The sequence below is a fragment of the Burkholderia sp. genome (genome assembly GCF_018375725.1).
GTDB lineage: Bacteria > Pseudomonadota > Gammaproteobacteria > Burkholderiales > Burkholderiaceae > Burkholderia.
In genome coordinates this window covers 1-17,384 of record NZ_JAHACR010000013.1, presented here as the reverse complement: position 1 = coordinate 17,384, position 17,384 = coordinate 1, and the positions used below count along the sequence as shown (strand labels likewise).

Sequence of the window (17,384 nt, the reverse complement as noted above, 5' to 3'; positions counted from 1 at the left end):
TGCCGGTCGCCGCCGGGCGCGATGGTCGGCGCTACAATGGTCGGCATGTTTGACTCGTATGGCGGATGCCGACCAGGATGCGGATTTTGCTTGTCGAAGACGATCGGATGATCGCCGAGGGCGTGCGCAAGGCACTGCGTTCGGACGGCTTCGCCGTCGACTGGGTACAGGACGGCGAGGCGGCGCTCACCGCGCTCGGCGGCGAGGCGTACGACCTGCTGCTGCTCGATCTGGGGCTGCCGAAGCGCGACGGCATCGACGTGCTGCGGACGCTGCGTTCGCGCGGGTTGTCGCTGCCGGTGCTGATCGTCACCGCGCGCGATGCGGTCGCCGATCGCGTGAAGGGCCTCGACGCGGGGGCGGACGACTATCTCGTCAAACCGTTCGATCTCGACGAGCTGGGCGCGCGGATGCGCGCGCTGATCCGCCGCCATTCGGGACGCAGCGAGTCGACGATCCGTCACGGTGCGCTGACGCTCGACCCGGCGTCGCATCAGGTGACGCTCGACGGCGTGCCCGTTGCGTTGTCGGCGCGCGAGTTCGCGCTGCTCGAGGCGCTGCTCGTGCGGCCCGGCGCGGTGCTGTCGAAGAGCCAGCTCGAAGAGAAGATGTACGGCTGGGGCGAGGAGATCGGCAGCAATACGGTCGAGGTCTATATCCACGCGCTGCGCAAGAAGCTGGGCTCGGATCTGATCCGGAACGTGCGCGGGCTGGGCTACATGGTCGTCAAGGAAGACTGACGCGTGAGGTCGATCCGTCATCAATTGCTGATCTGGCTGCTCGCGATCGTCGTCGCCGGCGTTGTCGCCGCCGGCTGGCTGATCTACCGGCAGGCGCTCGCCGAGGCGAACGAGCTGTTCGATTACCAGCTGCAGGAAATCGCGGCGGCGCTGCCGTCGGAGCCGTTTTCGCAGGTGTTCGGTTCGCGCACCAACGGCGACGAAGGCATCGTGATCCAGATCTGGAACCGCAACGGCGTGCTGATGTATTTCTCGCATCCGCGCGCGCCGATCGCGCCGCGTGCGGAGCTCGGCTTCTCGACCGAACGCACCGACCGTGGCGAGTGGCGCGTGTACGGCGCGATCGTCGGCGACAACGTCGTGCAGCTCGCGCAGCCGGTATCGGTGCGCAACCGTCTTGCGGCGAATGTCGCGCTGCGCACGTTGTGGCCGCTGATCGTGCTGCTGCCGTTCCTCGGCGCGGCCGTGTGGATGATCGTCGGGCGCGGGCTCGCGCCGCTGCGGCGCGTCACGCGCGCGGTCGAGACGCGCCGCCCGGAAGCGCTCGAACCGCTGGCCGACGCGCCGCTGCCGCTCGAGGTACAGCCGCTCGTGCATGCGCTGAACGGCTTGCTGGCGCGGCTGTCGGCCGCGCTCGACACGCAGAAGGCATTCGTCGCCGATGCCGCGCACGAATTGCGTACGCCGCTGGCCGCCGTGCAGATCCAGGCGCAGCTCGTCGCTCGCGCGAAGGACGACGCCTCGCGCCGCGAGGCGCTCGCCGACCTGCAAAGCGGCGTGACGCGCGCGACGCGCCTCGCCGAGCAACTGCTTGCGCTGGCCCGCGCCGAGCCGGACGGCGGCACGGTGCGCGAGGCGGTCGATCTGGACGTGCTGCTCGCCGAATGCGTGAGCGCGCATGCGCCGCTCGCGCAACGGCGCCGCATCGATATGGGCTTCGAGGAAACCCGGCCCGCGAAGGTTGTCGCCGACATCGCCGCGTTGCGCGTGATGTTCGGCAACCTGCTCGACAACGCGGTCAAGTACACGCCGGACGGCGGCCGCATCGACGTGTCGCTGACGCGTGACGCAGCCGGCCGCGCCTGCGTGCAGATCGGCGACAGCGGGCCGGGGATTCCGGCGGAGGAGCGCGAGCGCGTGTTCGACCGCTTCTACCGCGACAGCGCCGCCCGGGCGCGCGCCGACGTGTCCGGCAGCGGGCTCGGGCTGGCGATCGTCAGGCGTGTGGCGGCGCAGCAGGGCGCGACCGTGACGCTCGGCGACGCGGCGGCGGGCGGCCTGCTCGTCAGCGTCGTGTTTCGCGACGCCGACGTGACCGCCGAGGCGCCCGCGTCGGTTTGAGTGCGGTTCGACGCGCTTTAAGCGCCGTTTAAGGCTGATTAAGCCTCCTTTAAGCCGGCGCCGTTACGCTGCCGGGTAACAGAATAGGAGGTCAAGCAATGAATCAACGAATCCTTGCGCGCGGCGCCATCGCCGTGGCCGTGGCGGCCGCGCTGTCCGCCGGCTACGTGGCGGGCACGCGCCATGCCGAGCCGCAGATCGTCGCGCCGGCTGCCGCCGCGCTGATGCCGGCCGAAGCGGCCGCGAAGACGGGCATTCCCGATTTTTCCGGGCTGGTCGAGACCTACGGCCCGGCGGTCGTGAACATTAGCGCGAAGCACGTCGTCAAGCAGACCGCGCGGCGCATGCCGCAGCCCCAGATGCCGGTCGATCCGAGCGACCCGTTCTACCAGTTCTTCCGCCATTTCTACGGACAGATGCCGGGCATGGGCGGCGACGCGCAGCCGGACGAACAGCCGAGCGCGAGCCTCGGATCCGGGTTCGTCATCAGCGCCGACGGTTATATCCTGACGAATGCGCACGTGGTCGACGGCGCGAACGTCGTCACGGTCAAGCTGACCGACAAGCGCGAATACAAGGCGAAGGTCGTCGGCGCGGACAAGCAGTCCGACGTCGCGGTGCTGAAGATCGACGCGAACGGCCTGCCGACGGTGAAGATCGGCGATCCGGCCAGGAGCAAGGTCGGCCAGTGGGTGGTTGCGATCGGTTCGCCGTACGGCTTCGACAATACGGTGACGTCCGGCATCATCAGCGCGAAGTCGCGCGCGCTGCCCGACGAGAACTACACGCCGTTCATCCAGACCGACGTGCCGGTGAACCCCGGCAACTCGGGCGGGCCGCTGTTCAACCTGCAGGGCGAAGTGATCGGCATCAACTCGATGATCTACTCGCAGACGGGCGGCTTCCAGGGCTTGTCGTTCGCGATCCCGATCAACGAGGCGATCAAGGTGAAGGACGAACTCGTGAAGACGGGCCACGTGAGCCGCGGCCGGCTCGGCGTCGCGGTACAGGGCATGAACCAGACGCTGGCCAGCTCCTTCGGCCTGCCGAAACCCGACGGCGCGCTCGTCAGTTCGGTCGATGCGAACGGCCCGGCGGCAAAGGCGGGTTTGCAGCCCGGCGACGTGATCCTCGCGGTGAACGGCGTGCCGGTGACCGATTCGACCGCACTGCCGTCGCAGATCGCGAACCTGAAGCCGGGCACGAAGGCCGAATTGCAGATCTGGCGCGACAAGTCGAAGCGGACGGTCAGCGCGACGCTCGGCTCGCTGGCCGACAGCAAGCTGGCGTCGAGCGACGGCGGTCCGGTCGAGCAGGGCCGCCTCGGCGTGGCGGTTCGGCCGCTGTCGCCGCAGGATCGCAACGCGACCCAGCTCTCGCACGGGCTGATTGTGCAGCAGGCGGCCGGTCCGGCCGCGAGCGCCGGCATCCAGCCGGGCGACGTGATTCTCGCGGTGAACGGCCGTCCGGTGACGAGCGCCGAACAGCTGCGCGAGGCGGTGAAAGGTGCCGGCAACAGTCTCGCGCTGCTGATCCAGCGCGACAACGCGCAGATTTTCGTCCCGGTCGACCTGAGCTGATCGATTCCACCGGGCGCGGCGGTACCGCCCGCTTGTGTGCCGTGGTGCCCGGCGTTCCTTCCGACTCAAAGGAGAGAGCCATGCAACATTCACGCATTGTTTCCCGATTCGCGATCGCCGCGGCGCTGGCCGCCGGCATCGCGGCCGGTGCGCACGCGCAGTCCGACGGCTTGCCCGCCACACACCAGCAAGGCGACGTTACCTACGTGTCCGGCGGCGTCGGCCAGGACGAATCGACGGCGTTCCAGCGCGCCGAATCGGCATGGCCGCTGGCACTGCGCTTCACGGGCGCGGGCGGCGAGTTCCTCGCGGATGTCCATGTGCGCATCGTCGATGCGAAAGGCGCGGAAGTGCTGAAGACCGACACGCGCGGGCCGTACATGCTCGTCAAGCTGATGCCCGGCCGGTATACGGTGCAGGCGTCGTATCAGGGCAAGGATCAGACGCGGGCCGTCGCCGTGCCCGCGAAAGGCGGCGCGAAGGCGGCGTTTGTCTGGGGCACGCAATAATCGGGTCTGTATCGGTTCGGCGATGTTTGCGCAATGCGCGCAACTTTGACCGATAATGAAAGCCACGACGTTCGCGCCGTGGCTTTTTTTTCGCTTCTCGTCCGGCCCGGTTGGCGTGCCGGACGACCGAACGGGAGAACAATGTCCGCTGGCACCGATCCTCACCTCGACATCGTGCCGAACCGGCATCGGGTACGCGTGATCCATCACGGGATCACGTACGCCGATTCCCTCGGCGCGCTCACCGTGCGCGAGGCGGGCCTGCCGGACGTTCATTACCTGCCTCGCGGCGACGTCAACATGCACCGGCTCGTGAGATCGAGCCGGGTGACGTTTTGCCCGCTCAAGGGGCATGCGACCTACTTCGACTTGCAGACGGAAGACGGCGTCATCGAGAGCGCCGCATGGAGTTACGAGGAACCGAAGGAGGGCGCGTTGGCGCTTGCGCGCTACGTTGCCTTCGACGCCGCGAGGATCGACAGTCTCGTCGAGACGTCCTGATGCGGCAAGCGTTCATCGGGGAGGCATCATGGAACTGAACGACGCATTACGCATTCCGCTTGCGCCGTCGGTCGTCAGGGCGTCGCTGGAGGACATCGCGCTGTTGCGCGCGAGCTTCGACCATTGCGAATCGTTCGTGCAACTCGCGCACGGCGAATACGCGCTGACCTTGACCGTGCCGCTCGGGCCGCTGCGTGCGCGCTACGACGTGCGGGCGCACATCACGAGCGAGCAGGGCGACGCGGAGGGACAGCCGCGCAGGATCCTGAACTTCAAGGCGCGTGCCGACGGCATCGGCGCATTGCGCGGCCAGATCGAGATCGTGCTGTATCCGGACGCATCCGCGGATGACGCCACGCGTATCGAGTATGTGGTGTGGGCGACGGCGACCGGGCCGCTCGCCGAACTGCCGGCGCGTCAGATCGAGCATGCGCTGCACGAGTGGGCCGACGATTTTTTCAGCGAATTCTGCGAGGTCGTGCAGGCGAAGCACGGTCTGGCGCCGAATCTTGCCCGCGCCAGCGAGCAACGGCGCCAGCATGTGTTCCTGCGGCCTGCGTCGCTGCAGGCCGGAACGAAGCGTCCGCAGATCCAGCATCTGAACAGTGCGCTGACCGGGCGCGCGGCGAGTGCGCTGCATCACCGCGAATCGAATCCCGTGCCGCCGTGGGCGTGGGCCGCGATGATCGTGCTTGTCGCGCTGCTGCTCTACGCGGCACGCTGGCTGAGTGGCTGAGTGGCTGAGTGGCTGAGTGGCTGAGTGGCCACCGCGAGCAGGCGGCCATGCCATGCGCCGCGCGATGGCGGGCGCGCCTCGTCCATCAATCCTCGTCATGAAGCATCGCCGGGCTGTATCGCAGCATGTCGAAACAGCCGTCGACGAGCTTTTCCGCGTGCCGTTCCGCATCGATTTCGTCGGGCAGCATCAGCATGTCCCGAACGAAGCCGCTGACGAGCGTGTGCAGCATCAGCGTCGCGCGCCAGGTATCGAGCCGTTCGGGCAGCAGCTTCAGCGTGACCGCCGCGGCGAGATCCGCTTCGATCTTGTGGAGCGCTTCGCTCATGCCGGCGCGATTGCGCTGCAGCAGCGGTTCCATGTCCGCGACGTATTCGCACTTCATGAACAGGATGCTGAACACGCGCCGCAGTTGCGAATCGCGCTGGACGCCCAGCAGGCACCAGATCAGGATCTTGCGGATCTTGTCGAGCGGGTTGGTGCCCGGCGCGTCGGGCGGCTGCGTCTTCAGCTCGTCGATCGGCAGGAAGACACGATCGAACATCGCATCGAACAGGTCGCTCTTGTTCTCGAAATGCCAGTAGATCGCGCCGCGCGTCACGCCCGCTTGCTGGGCGATGTCGGCGAGCGACGTATGCGACACGCCTTTTTCGAAGAAGACGTGTTCGGCGGCGTCGAGGATGCGGTTGCGGGTCGCAAGCGCTTCCTCCTTGGTGCGTCTGACCATGAGCGGACTAGAGGTGATCGATCAACGGGACGGAATAATAAGGTCTGTATCTCTCGCCGTCGCCATTCGGACGGGCTATGCTCACGATCGGTAACAATTCGTAAGATCTGGCGGCCGGGTCGGCAAAAGGGGTTTTTACATACATCCGTGAATGTATATACAATGCCACCTTACGATCGAATGACCAAAGTGGCAATCAGTTAACATCCCACTCTGCTGATTCCCGTCCAAGTACCAGTCCGCAGTTCGCGACATCCCACGGCACGGCAGTCTCGTGCCGCTTGCTGTATCCGGCAGTTCAGTCATTCAGGTGTTCGATCTGCGCCGCAAGGCGCATCCGTGTTGCGTTTCCGTCGGGCGCGGCACTTATCCCATTGGTTAGAAAAAGAGGTCGCTCCATGCGAGTCGAACGGGTTCCATACCGCTTAATCACCGTCGCGACGGCTGCCGTTTTCCTGGCTGCGTGCGGGAAAAAAGAATCGGCGCCGCCGCCGCAGACGCCGGAAGTCGGCGTCGTCACCGTCCAACCGCAATCCGTACCGGTCTTCACCGAGCTGCCGGGCCGCACCAGCGCCTTCCTCGTCGCGCAAGTGCGCGCACGGGTCGACGGCATTGTGCTGCGCCGTGAATTTGTCGAGGGCAGCGACGTCAAGGCGGGCCAGCGTCTCTACAAGATCGATCCGGCCCCGTACCTCGCGCAACTGAACAGCGCGAAGGCGTCGCTGGCGAAGGCGCAGGCGAACCTGGCGACGCAGAATGCGCTCGCCGCGCGCTACAAGGTGCTCGTCGCCGCGAACGCGATCAGCAAGCAGGACTACGACAACGCGGTCGCCGCGCAGGGCCAGGCCGCGGCCGACGTCGCGGCGGGCAAGGCCGCGGTCGACACCGCGCAGATCAACCTCGGCTACACGGACGTGGTCTCGCCGATCACCGGCCGGGTCGGCATCTCGCAGGTCACGCCGGGCGCCTATGTGCAGGCCGGGCAGGCAACGCTGATGTCGACCGTGCAGCAGCTCGATCCGGTCTATGTCGACCTCACGCAATCGAGCCTCGAAGGGCTCAAGCTGCGTCAGGCGGTGCAGAGTGGCCGGCTCAAGACGAACGGCCCGGGCGCGGCGAAGGTCACGCTGATCCTCGAGGACGGCAAGCCTTATCCGGAGCAGGGCAAGCTGCAGTTCTCCGACGTGACGGTCGACCAGTCGACCGGCTCGGTCACGCTGCGCGCGATCTTCCCGAACCCGGGCCGCGTGCTGCTCCCGGGCATGTTCGTGCGTGCGCGCATCGAGGCGGGCATCAACGACAACGCGTTCCTGGTGCCGCAGATCGGCGTGTCGCACGACCAGAAGGGGCAGCCGGTCGCCCTGGTGGTCGGCGCCGACAACAAGGTCGCGCCGCGCCAGCTCGTCACGACGGGCATGCACGGCCAGGACTGGATCGTCGAGAGCGGCCTGAAGGCGGGCGACCGCGTGATCGTTCACGGCGTCGACAAGGCGCGTCCGGGCACGACCGTGAAGACCGTGCCGGCCCAGCTCGCGCCGGCCTCGGGCGCCGCCGCGGCGGCGCCTGCCGCGGGTTCGGCCGCTGCGGCGTCGAGCGCGCAATAACAGGGAGCCTGTTTCATGGCAAAGTTTTTTATCGATCGCCCGATCTTTGCGTGGGTGATCGCCATCATCCTGATGCTGGCCGGCGTCGCGGCGATCTTCACGCTGCCGATCGCGCAGTATCCGACGATCGCACCGCCGTCGATCCAGATCACCGCGAACTATCCGGGCGCTTCCGCGAAGACTGTGGAAGACACGGTGACGCAGGTGATCGAGCAGCAGATGAGCGGCCTCGACAACTTCCTGTACATGTCGTCGACGAGTGACGACGCGGGCAACGCGACGATCACGCTGACGTTCGCGCCGGGCACCAACGCCGACATCGCGCAGGTGCAGGTGCAAAACAAGCTGTCGCTCGCGACGCCGATCCTGCCGCAGGTGGTTCAGCAGCTCGGCCTGTCGGTGACGAAGTCGAGCAGCAGCTTCCTGCTCGTGCTCGCGTTCACGTCCGAAGACGGCAGCATGAACAAGTACGACCTCGCGAACTACGTGGCGTCGCACGTGAAGGATCCGATCAGCCGGATCAACGGCGTCGGCACCGTCACGCTGTTCGGCTCGCAGTACGCGATGCGGATCTGGCTCGACCCGACCCGCCTGACGAACTACGGCCTCACGCCGGAAGACGTCACGGCCGCGATCTCCGCGCAGAACGTGCAGATCGCCGGCGGCCAGATCGGCGGCACGCCGGCCACGCCGGGCACCGTGCTGCAGGCGACGATCACCGAATCGACGCTGCTGCAGACGCCCGAGCAGTTCGGCAACGTGCTGCTGAAGGTCAATCAGGACGGCTCGCAGGTTCGCCTGAAGGACGTCGCGAAGATCGGCCTCGGCGGCGAGAACTACAACTTCGACACGAAGTTCAACGGCCGTCCGTCCGCCGCGATGGGTATCCAGCTCGCGACCAATGCGAACGCGCTTGCGACCGCGAAGGCCGTGCGCGCGAAGATCGACGAGCTGTCGAAGTACTATCCGCACGGCCTCGTCGTCTCGTATCCGTATGACACGACGCCGTTCGTGCGCCTGTCGATCGAGGAAGTGGTCAAGACGCTGCTCGAAGGCATCGTGCTCGTGTTCCTCGTGATGTATCTGTTCCTGCAGAACCTGCGGGCGACGATCATCCCGACGATCGCGGTGCCGGTCGTGCTGCTCGGCACGTTCGCGGTGATGTCGATGGTCGGCTTCTCGATCAACACGCTGTCGATGTTCGGTCTCGTGCTGGCGATCGGCCTGCTGGTGGACGATGCGATCGTGGTCGTGGAGAACGTCGAGCGGGTGATGGCCGAAGAAGGCCTGTCGCCGAAGGAGGCGACCCGCAAGGCGATGGGCCAGATTACCGGCGCGCTGATCGGCGTCGCGCTCGTGCTGTCGGCGGTGTTCGTGCCGGTGGCATTCTCGGGCGGGTCGGTCGGCGCGATCTATCGTCAGTTCTCGCTGACGATCGTGTCGGCGATGGTGCTGTCGGTGCTGGTCGCGTTGATTCTGACGCCGGCATTGTGCGCGACGATCCTGAAGCCGATTCCGCAGGGCCATCACGAAGAGAAGCAGGGCTTCTTCGGCTGGTTCAACCGCACGTTCAACCAGAGCCGCGACAAGTACCACGTCGGCGTGCACCACGTGATCAAGCGTTCGGGCCGCTGGCTCATCATCTATCTGGTCGTGATCGTCGCGGTCGGCCTGCTGTTCGTGCGCCTGCCGAAGTCGTTCCTGCCCGACGAGGACCAGGGCCTGATGTTCGTGATCGTGCAGACGCCGTCCGGTTCGACGCAGGAAACCACGGCGAAGACGCTCGCGAACATTTCCGACTATCTGCTGAACGACGAGAAGGAAATCGTCGAATCCGCGTTCACGGTCAACGGCTTCAGCTTCGCGGGCCGCGGCCAGAACTCGGGCCTCGTGTTCGTCCGGCTGAAGGACTACGCGCAGCGCCAGCACGCCAACCAGAAGGTCCAGGCGCTGATCGGCCGGATGTTCGGGCGTTACGCGGGCTACAAGGATGCGCTCGTGATTCCGTTCAATCCGCCGTCGATTCCGGAACTCGGCACCGCCGCCGGCTTCGACTTCGAGCTGACGGACAACGCCGGTCTCGGCCACGACGCGCTGATGGCGGCGCGGAACCAGCTGCTGATGATGGCGGCGAAGGATCCGACGCTGCAGGGCGTGCGCCCGAACGGCCTGAACGACACGCCGCAGTACAAGGTCGACATTGATCGCGAGAAGGCGGCGGCGCTCGGCGTCACGCCGGCGGCGATCGACCAGACATTCTCGATCGCGTGGGCGTCGAAGTACGTGAACAACTTCCTCGACATCGACGGCCGGATCAAGAAGGTCTACGTGCAGGCGGACGCACCGTTCCGGATGAAGCCGGACGACCTGAACATCTGGTACGTGCGTAACGGGACGGGCGGCATGGTGCCGTTCGGTGCGTTCGCGACCGGTCACTGGACGTACGGCTCGCCGAAGCTCGAGCGCTACAACGGCATCTCGGCGATGGAAATCCAGGGCCAGGCTGCGGCGGGCAAGAGTACCGGCCAGGCGATGGCGGCGATGGAGTCGCTCGCGAAGAAGCTGCCGGATGGCATCGGCTATTCGTGGACGGGGCTGTCGTTCCAGGAAATCCAGTCGGGCTCGCAAGCGCCGATCCTGTACGCGATTTCGATCCTCGTCGTGTTCCTGTGTCTCGCGGCGTTGTATGAGAGCTGGTCGATTCCGTTCTCGGTGATCATGGTCGTGCCGCTCGGCGTGATCGGCGCGCTGCTCGCGGCAACGATGCGCGGGCTCGAGAACGACGTGTATTTCCAGGTCGGCCTGCTGACGACGGTGGGTCTGTCCGCGAAGAACGCGATTCTGATCGTCGAGTTCGCGCGCGAGCTGCAGCAGTCGGAGAAGATGGGGCCGATCGAGGCCGCACTGGAAGCGGCGCGTCTGCGGCTGCGCCCGATCCTGATGACGTCGCTTGCGTTCATTCTCGGCGTGCTGCCGCTCGCGATCAGCAACGGCGCGGGCTCGGCGAGCCAGCACGCGATCGGTACGGGCGTGATCGGCGGGATGATCACGGCGACGTTCCTCGCGATCTTCATGATCCCGATGTTCTTCGTGAAGGTCCGTTCGATCTTCAGCGGCGAGAAGGAGGACGTCGACGAGGCGCTGCGTCTTGCGCAGGATCACCTGCACCAGGCGGAACAGCGCGACCACGGCGACGACGAGAAGAAGGGGCAGTGATGATGCAAAAACACGCTTTGACTGCAACGGCGGTCGCGCTGGCCGCCGCGCTGTTCGCCACGGGCTGCACGCTGGCGCCGCACTACGAGCGGCCCGCGGCGCCCGTCGCGGGGGTGTTCCCGGCGAGCGGCGTCTACGCGACGCAGCCGGCCGCCACGGCCGGCGCGCGCAGCGCGAACGGCCAGGCGGCGGCCGACATCGGCTGGCGCGAATTCTTTGTCGATCCGCGCCTGCAGCGGCTGATCGAGGTTGCGCTGAAGAACAACCGCGACCTGCGCGTCTCGGTGCTGAACGTCGAGGCCTCGCGCGCGCAGTACCGGATCACACGCGCGAACCTGTTTCCGACCGTCAACGGCATAGCCAACGGCCAGATCCAGCGCTTCCCGGCCGGCGCGGCAACGAGCAGCGCGGCGGATATCCGGCAGCCGCTCCTGACGCGCGGCTATGAAGTCGGTGTGCAGGGCTCGTGGGAGCTCGACCTGTTCGGCCGGCTCCAGAGCCTGAAGAACCAGGCGCTCGCGAAGTATCTGGCGACCGCGCAGGCGCGCAAGGCCGCGGAAATCTCGCTGGTTTCGCAGGTGGCCGACCAGTATCTGACGGTGCTGGCGCTCGACGATCTGCTGAAGGTGACCGACGAGACGCTGAAGACCGCGCAGGCGTCGTACGACCTGACGAAGCTGAAGTTCGACAACGGCACGGGCTCGGAGCTCGATCTGCGCCAGGCGCAGACGATCGTCGAAACGGCGCAGGCGAACCAGCAGGCGCAGGCGCGTGCACGGGCGCAGGCGGTCAACCTGCTGGTGCTGCTCGTCGGCGAGCCGCTGCCGGACGATCTGCCGGCGGGCATGCCGCTCGATGCGCAGAACTTCCTGACGGACGTTCCGGCCGGGCTGCCGTCCGATCTGCTGACGCGCCGGCCGGACATCATGGAGGCCGAGCAGAACCTGCTCGCCGCGAATGCGAACATCGGCGCGGCGCGCGCGGCGTTTTTCCCGCGCATCCAGCTGACGAGCTCGTTCGGTACGGCGAGCTCGCTGCTCGGCGACCTGTTCAAGGCCGGCACGGCGACGTGGGCGTTCACGCCGCAGATCACGATACCGATCTTCGAGGCCGGCGCGAACATGGCGAACCTCGATCTCGCGAACCTGCAGAAGCAGATCCAGATCGCGAACTACGAGAAGTCGATCCAGACGGCGTTCCGCGAGGTGGCGGACGGGCTCGCCGCGCGCGGTACGTACGATCAGCAGATCGCCTCGCTCGAGCGCAACGAGCACGCGCAGCAGCGCCGTTACGAGCTGTCGGACCTGCGCTACAAGAACGGCGTCGACAGTTATCTGTCCGTTCTGACCGCGCAGACCGACCTGTATTCGGCGCAGCAGTCGCTGATCAACGCGCGTCTCGCGCGCTGGAGCAATCTCGTCGACCTGTATCGCGCGCTTGGCGGCGGCTGGATCGAGCGGGCCGGCGAGACGCCGCGCGAGGCCGACGCGCCGGTCGACTACGGCAAGGCAGCGGCGCCTGCGCCGGCATCGGCAGCAAAGGGGTAGGCACGACGGCCGATCCGGCATGGCCTGCCTGCGGCGGCAATATGCACGGGTGGGACGCTGCAATGCGAACGCCACGGACATGCAAGTCCGTGGCGTTTTTTTTGCTCAGCGCGCGGTGCGCCCGGCCTGCCTTCAACGAGCCGGCGCGACGGAAGGCGAGGCCGGTCGCGGCGTAGTCATTCAATGCAGATCCGCGGGACGTCCGTCGAAATCGTGGCCGGCGCGGCGGATATCGCACTTCGCTTCCTTCTCGCTCTTCACGCCGTTGAACACGATGTTCAGGACAACGGCCGAGGCGGACGCGAGCAGGATGCCGCTGTGCAGGATCGGCGCGAGCGCGGCAGGCAGCCGCGAGAAGAAATGCGGCGACACGACCGGCACGAGGCCGAGACCGATGCTGACCGCGACGATGAACAGGTTGTGGTGGTTGTCGACGAAATCGACCTTCGACAGCACCTTCACGCCGTTCGCCGCGACCATCCCGAACATGACGATGCCCGCGCCGCCGAGCACGAACGGCGGCACCGATGCGACTACCTGCGCCATCTTCGGAAACAGGCCCAGCATCACGAGGATCACGCCGCCCGTCGCGCAGACGAAGCGGCTCTTCACGCCCGTCACGCCGATCAGGCCGACGTTCTGCGAGAACGACGTATGCGGGAACGAATTGAAGATGCCGCCGATCAGCGTGCCGAGGCCGTCGACGCGCAGGCCGCGCACGAGGCGCTCCCGGTCGACGGGGCGATCGACCATGTCGCCGACCGCGAGGAACATGCCGGTCGATTCGATGAACGTGACGAACATCACCGTCACCATCGTCGCAATCGACAGCGGATCGAAGTGCGGCATGCCGAAATGAAACGGTGTCACGATGCCGAACCACGGCGCGGCGGAGACGCCGCCGGTGTCCACGCGGCCGATCCCGAACGCGATCGCGAAGCCGGCGACGATGCCGAGCAGCACCGAGATATTCGCGATGAAACCGCGGCCGTACTTGTTGATCAGCAGGATCAGCACGAGCACGAACAGCGACAGTGCGAGATAGACGGGGCTGCCGTATTCCGGATTGCCGACACCGCCCGCCGCCCAGTTGATGCCGACCTCCATCAGCGACAGACCGATCACCGAGATCACCGTGCCCACGACGACCGGCGGGAAGAACCGCAGCAGCTTGCCGATCGTCGGCGCAAGCACGATGCCGATGATGCCCGCCGCGATGGTCGAGCCGAAGATGTCGAGCATGCCGAGGCCGGGGTTCGTCCCGATCGCGATCATCGGGCCGACCGCGGCGAACGTGCAGCCCATGATGACGGGCAGCCGGATGCCGAAGATCCACAGGCCGAGGGTCTGGATCAGCGTGGCGACGCCGCACGAAAACAGGTCGGCGCTGATCAGGAATGCGATCTGGTCTTTCGGCAGCTTGAGTGCGCCGCCGACGATGAGCGGCACGGCGACCGCGCCGGCGTACATGACAAGAACATGCTGCAGACCGAGCGTGACGAGCTTGCCGGTCGGCAGCACTTCATCGCACGGATGGACCGTGTTCGCTTGCATTTGTCTCGCTCCATGATCTTGTATTCGGAATGGCACGAAGTTATGTGGAATGCCGGGGCGGAACAAGAGCGCGGGTTTCTATTCCGTGCTTCGCGGGTTCGATATGACTGATTGGATCGGAGCGGGGTGTCGCGCATCGGGGCTCTCCCGCAGACGTGAGGTTTCCCGTTTTTATAACCGTTCAAAATGGCATGGGCGCCCGTGCCAAATATGCGTCGGGTTATGGTGTGTATTGCAGTCGGGCCATAACGGGAAAATCATGCGCCGGAAATCGGTTGGGGGTTAACCCGTGACGGCGGGTTTTTCTGCGCGCGACGGTCGATGAGCGCCGTGGGTTTTCGATGCCGCCGTCATTGACGGCATGCATGCACGGCGGATCGGATACAGCGATCCCGCTATCATCTGACTCCCCATTTTCAACGCTTATTTTCGTCATGCGCCTGCTCGGAATCGATCTCGGCACCGGTTCGGTGAAACTCGTCACACTCGATGCCGACGGCTGCGAATGCGCGGTCGCGAGCGAGCCTTATGCGCTGTCGTCGCCGCAGCCCGGCTGGGCGGAGATCGCGCCGGACACATGGTGGCAGGCGCTCGTGCGGGCCGCGGCGCGGTTGCCGGCCGACGAGCGGGCGCAAGTGTGTGCGATTGGCTTTTCCGGACAGATGCACGGTGTCGTGCTGATCGACGCGGCGGGGCAGCCGGTGCGGCACGCGCTGCTCTGGCCCGACACGCGTGCGGCACGGTTTGCCGACGCGGCGGCGTGGCCCGATGCGTCGAATCCGGTGGCGCCGGGCATGGCGGGCCCGCTGCTGCGCTGGCTCGCCGTACACGAGCCGGCCGCGTTGCGCGCCGCGCGCTGGGCGGTGCAGCCTAAGGACTGGCTGCGCATCGCGCTCGGCGGCGAGGTGGCGGCCGATCCCAGCGACGCGTGTGCGACGGCGCTGGCGACGCCGGATGGCGTATGGGATACGGCGGCGCTCGACGCATTCGGCCTGAGCCGCGACCGGTTCGCACCGGTGCGCGCATCGGCGGCAACGTGCGGCACGCTCAGCGCACCAGCCGCGGCCGCACTCGGGTTGCCGGCCGGCGTGCCGCTCGCGACCGGCGCGGCCGATACCGCATGTGCGGCGCTCGGCAGCGGACTCGCTGCCGACGGCGACGCATTGCTGACGACCGGCAGCGGCGGCCAGATCGTCGTGCTGGCTGATCGGCTGCCCGTTGCGCGTCGGGGCTTGCATCGCTATCGCGCGGCGCTGGGCGACGGGTATTACACGATGGCCGCGATGCAGAACGTCGGGCTCGCGCTCGAAGCGGTGCGCGGCTGGCTCGGTTATCCGGACTGGGCGGCCGCGTACGACGACGCATTCGCGCAGCCGGCTTCCGAGCGGCTGTGCTTCCTGCCGTACCTGACCGGCGAGCGCTCGCCGTGGATGAACCCGGACGCGCGTGGCGGCTGGCTCGGCCTCGGGCTCGGCGACACGCGCGGCGCGATGATGCGAGCGGCATTCGAAGGCGTCGCGTTTGCGTTGCGTGCGGGGCTCGATGCGATTCGCGTGGCACGCGCGGTTTCGTCAAATGACGCCGCGTCGTGCGCAGCGGTCGCATCGCTTCGCCTTGCCGGCGGCGGATCGGTCGATCCGCGCTGGCGCCAGCTGCTTGCCGATGCACTCGGCGCGACGCTCGACGCGGTCGACTGCCCGAATGCGGCGACGCGCGGCGCGGCGCTGCTCGCCGGCTGTGCCACCGGTCATTGGCGCGAGGACGACCTGTCCATGCTCGCACCCGCGACGTCGCCGGTCGCGGCACCGCGCGACGACCACGCGCTCGCGGCGCGGCACGCGCGCTTTGTCGACTTGTACACGCGAGTGGGGCCGTGGTTCATGTCCGGACGTTGAACCTGCCGAATGGTCGTTGCCCGCGTTACCCGCGCCGCATCAGCAAGCTTGCCGCATACACCGCCGCCGACAGCGTCGTGATCCAGAAGCTCGTCGGCCAGTCGGTGTGATACGCGAGCGTGATGCCGAGCCATGCCTCGAACAGCGCGAACGATGCCGCGAGGATGACGCCGGTCGAGAGGCGCGTCGAGACGTTCTGTGCAGCGGCGGCCGGACCGACCAGCAGCGTGAACACGAGCAGCACGCCGACGATCTGCGTGCATGCCGCGACCGCCAGCGCGCACACCGCCAGGAACAGCATCGATACCGTGCGCAGCGACACGCCCTTTGCCTCCGCAAGCTCGGGCTGCAGCGAGGCGAACAGCAGCGGCCGCGCGATCAGCGCGAGCGCGGCGAGGCTGATCGCGCCGATGGAAGCCAGGACGGCAAGGGTCGTGTGACTGACAGCCAGCACGTTGCCGAACAGCAGGGCCGTCACCTGTGTCGCGTATGTCGTGTAGAAATGCAGGAACAGCAGGCCGCAGCCGAGTGCGACCGACAGGATCACGCCGATCGCGACGTCGCGTCCCGCGAGCCGTTCGCCGAGCGCGCCCATGCCGATGCCGGCCGCGAGCGTGAAGCCCACCATCCCCCAGATCGGCGAGATGCCGAGCAGCACCGCGCCCGTCGCGCCGGTGAAGCCGACGTGCGACAGCGCGTGCCCGGCAAAGGTCTGACCGCGCAACACCAGGAAGTAGCCGACGATGCCCGCGAGCACCGCGACGATCCCGGATGCCGCGAAGGCGTTGATCATGAAGTCGTATTCAAACATCGTCTGCGTGTCCGCTGTCGTGAGAGTGCGCGTGTCCGTGGTGATGATGGCCATGGCCGCCGCCATGCGCGTGGCCGGCTTCGTCTTCGTGTTCGTGGTCGTGCTTTTCGATTTCGACGTCGCCTGACATCACGAAGATCCGGCCATTGACGCGCATCACGTCGATCGGCGAGCCGTACAGCCGCGACAGCACCGGCCCCGTGATCACTTCGTCAACGGTGCCGAGCGCCGCGACGCCGTTGCCGAGATACAGCACGCGGTCGAGCGCATTGAGGAGCGGGTTCAGTTCGTGCGCGGAGAACAGCACCGTGATGCCGAGTTCGCGCTGCACGCGGCGCACGAGCTCGACGACGCCGCGCTGGTGGTTCGGATCGAGGCTGATCAGCGGCTCGTCGAGCAGCAGCAGTTTCGGGCTGCCGAGCAGGCATTGCGCCAGCAGCAGGCGCTGGCGTTCGCCGCCGGACAGCTCCGACAGCGGCCGGCGCGCGAGCGCCCGGCCGTCGACGAGCTCGAGCACGCGTTCGACGTCGCGCTGGGTCGCCGTGTTCGTGCGCGGCAGTCCCCAGCGATGCCCGTCGGCCGCCATCGCGACGAAGTCGTAGCCGCCCTGCTTTTTCGCGTTG

Annotated in this window: 14 protein-coding genes; 10 read left to right on the top strand and 4 right to left on the bottom strand. The window is 66.9% G+C overall.

Annotated features, from left to right (window positions below; all coding sequences use genetic code 11):
* The first annotated feature begins 77 nt into the window (after window positions 1–77).
* The 6 genes from KH616_RS04290 to KH616_RS04265 all read left to right on the top strand — a co-directional run bounded on the left by KH616_RS04290 (window position 78) and on the right by KH616_RS04265 (window position 5,407).
* The gene (locus KH616_RS04290; protein ID WP_292237314.1) at window positions 78–740 is read left to right on the top strand and encodes a response regulator; all 663 of its coding nucleotides are present in this window, start codon (window positions 78–80) and stop codon (window positions 738–740) included.
* A gap of 3 nt (window positions 741–743) precedes the next feature.
* On the top strand, window positions 744–2,081 hold the full coding sequence (locus KH616_RS04285; RefSeq protein ID WP_292237312.1) for an ATP-binding protein: 1,338 nt from the start codon (window positions 744–746) through the stop codon (window positions 2,079–2,081).
* 98 nt (window positions 2,082–2,179) lie between these two features.
* The gene (locus tag KH616_RS04280) at window positions 2,180–3,661 is read left to right on the top strand and encodes a DegQ family serine endoprotease (protein ID WP_292237311.1); all 1,482 of its coding nucleotides are present in this window, start codon (window positions 2,180–2,182) and stop codon (window positions 3,659–3,661) included.
* An 80-nt stretch (window positions 3,662–3,741) separates the two neighbouring features.
* On the top strand, window positions 3,742–4,170 hold the full coding sequence (locus tag KH616_RS04275) for a carboxypeptidase regulatory-like domain-containing protein (RefSeq protein ID WP_292237310.1): 429 nt from the start codon (window positions 3,742–3,744) through the stop codon (window positions 4,168–4,170).
* 141 nt (window positions 4,171–4,311) lie between these two features.
* Window positions 4,312–4,671 carry a DUF427 domain-containing protein gene (locus KH616_RS04270; RefSeq protein ID WP_292237308.1) on the top strand — a complete coding sequence of 120 codons (360 nt, stop codon included), beginning with the start codon at window positions 4,312–4,314 and terminating at the stop codon, window positions 4,669–4,671.
* Window positions 4,672–4,699: 28 nt separating this feature from the next.
* A complete protein-coding gene (locus tag KH616_RS04265; protein ID WP_292237305.1) occupies window positions 4,700–5,407 on the top strand; it encodes an SRPBCC domain-containing protein in 708 nt (235 codons plus the stop codon).
* A gap of 85 nt (window positions 5,408–5,492) precedes the next feature.
* Here the strand turns inward: KH616_RS04265 and KH616_RS04260 are convergent, their stop codons facing one another.
* On the bottom strand, window positions 5,493–6,134 hold the full coding sequence (locus KH616_RS04260; RefSeq protein WP_292237302.1) for a TetR family transcriptional regulator: 642 nt from the start codon (window positions 6,132–6,134) through the stop codon (window positions 5,493–5,495).
* 398 nt (window positions 6,135–6,532) lie between these two features.
* Between KH616_RS04260 and KH616_RS04255 the strand changes: the two genes are divergently transcribed.
* From KH616_RS04255 to KH616_RS04245, 3 genes are read left to right on the top strand one after another with little or no spacing between them, the layout of a single operon-like run.
* Window positions 6,533–7,738 (top strand): efflux RND transporter periplasmic adaptor subunit, encoded by a 1,206-nt coding sequence (locus KH616_RS04255; protein ID WP_292237300.1) that lies wholly within the window; start codon window positions 6,533–6,535, stop codon window positions 7,736–7,738.
* Between the two features lie 15 nt (window positions 7,739–7,753).
* Entirely contained in the window at window positions 7,754–10,954 is a 3,201-nt protein-coding gene (locus KH616_RS04250; protein WP_292237299.1) for an efflux RND transporter permease subunit, read from the top strand.
* Window positions 10,954–12,501 carry an efflux transporter outer membrane subunit gene (locus KH616_RS04245; protein ID WP_292237298.1) on the top strand — a complete coding sequence of 516 codons (1,548 nt, stop codon included), beginning with the start codon at window positions 10,954–10,956 and terminating at the stop codon, window positions 12,499–12,501. The genes KH616_RS04250 and KH616_RS04245 overlap by 1 nt, the downstream gene beginning before the upstream one ends.
* Window positions 12,502–12,681: 180 nt before the next feature.
* On the opposite strand, the gene KH616_RS04240 is transcribed toward KH616_RS04245, so the two are convergent.
* Complete coding sequence (locus KH616_RS04240; RefSeq protein WP_292237296.1) at window positions 12,682–14,055, bottom strand: nucleobase:cation symporter-2 family protein; 1,374 nt, start codon at window positions 14,053–14,055, stop codon at window positions 12,682–12,684.
* Between the two features lie 434 nt (window positions 14,056–14,489).
* On the opposite strand from KH616_RS04240, the gene KH616_RS04235 reads away from it, so the two are divergent.
* Window positions 14,490–15,950 (top strand): FGGY family carbohydrate kinase, encoded by a 1,461-nt coding sequence (locus KH616_RS04235; RefSeq protein WP_292237294.1) that lies wholly within the window; start codon window positions 14,490–14,492, stop codon window positions 15,948–15,950.
* 25 nt (window positions 15,951–15,975) lie between these two features.
* Here the strand turns inward: KH616_RS04235 and KH616_RS04230 are convergent, their stop codons facing one another.
* Together KH616_RS04230 and KH616_RS04225 are read right to left on the bottom strand one after the other, a co-directional pair.
* Window positions 15,976–16,761 carry a metal ABC transporter permease gene (locus KH616_RS04230; protein WP_292237332.1) on the bottom strand — a complete coding sequence of 262 codons (786 nt, stop codon included), beginning with the start codon at window positions 16,759–16,761 and terminating at the stop codon, window positions 15,976–15,978.
* Window positions 16,754–17,384, bottom strand: a 631-nt coding sequence (locus KH616_RS04225) for an ATP-binding cassette domain-containing protein (RefSeq protein ID WP_292237292.1), incomplete at its 5' end; no start/stop codon positions are given. The genes KH616_RS04230 and KH616_RS04225, both read right to left, overlap by 8 nt.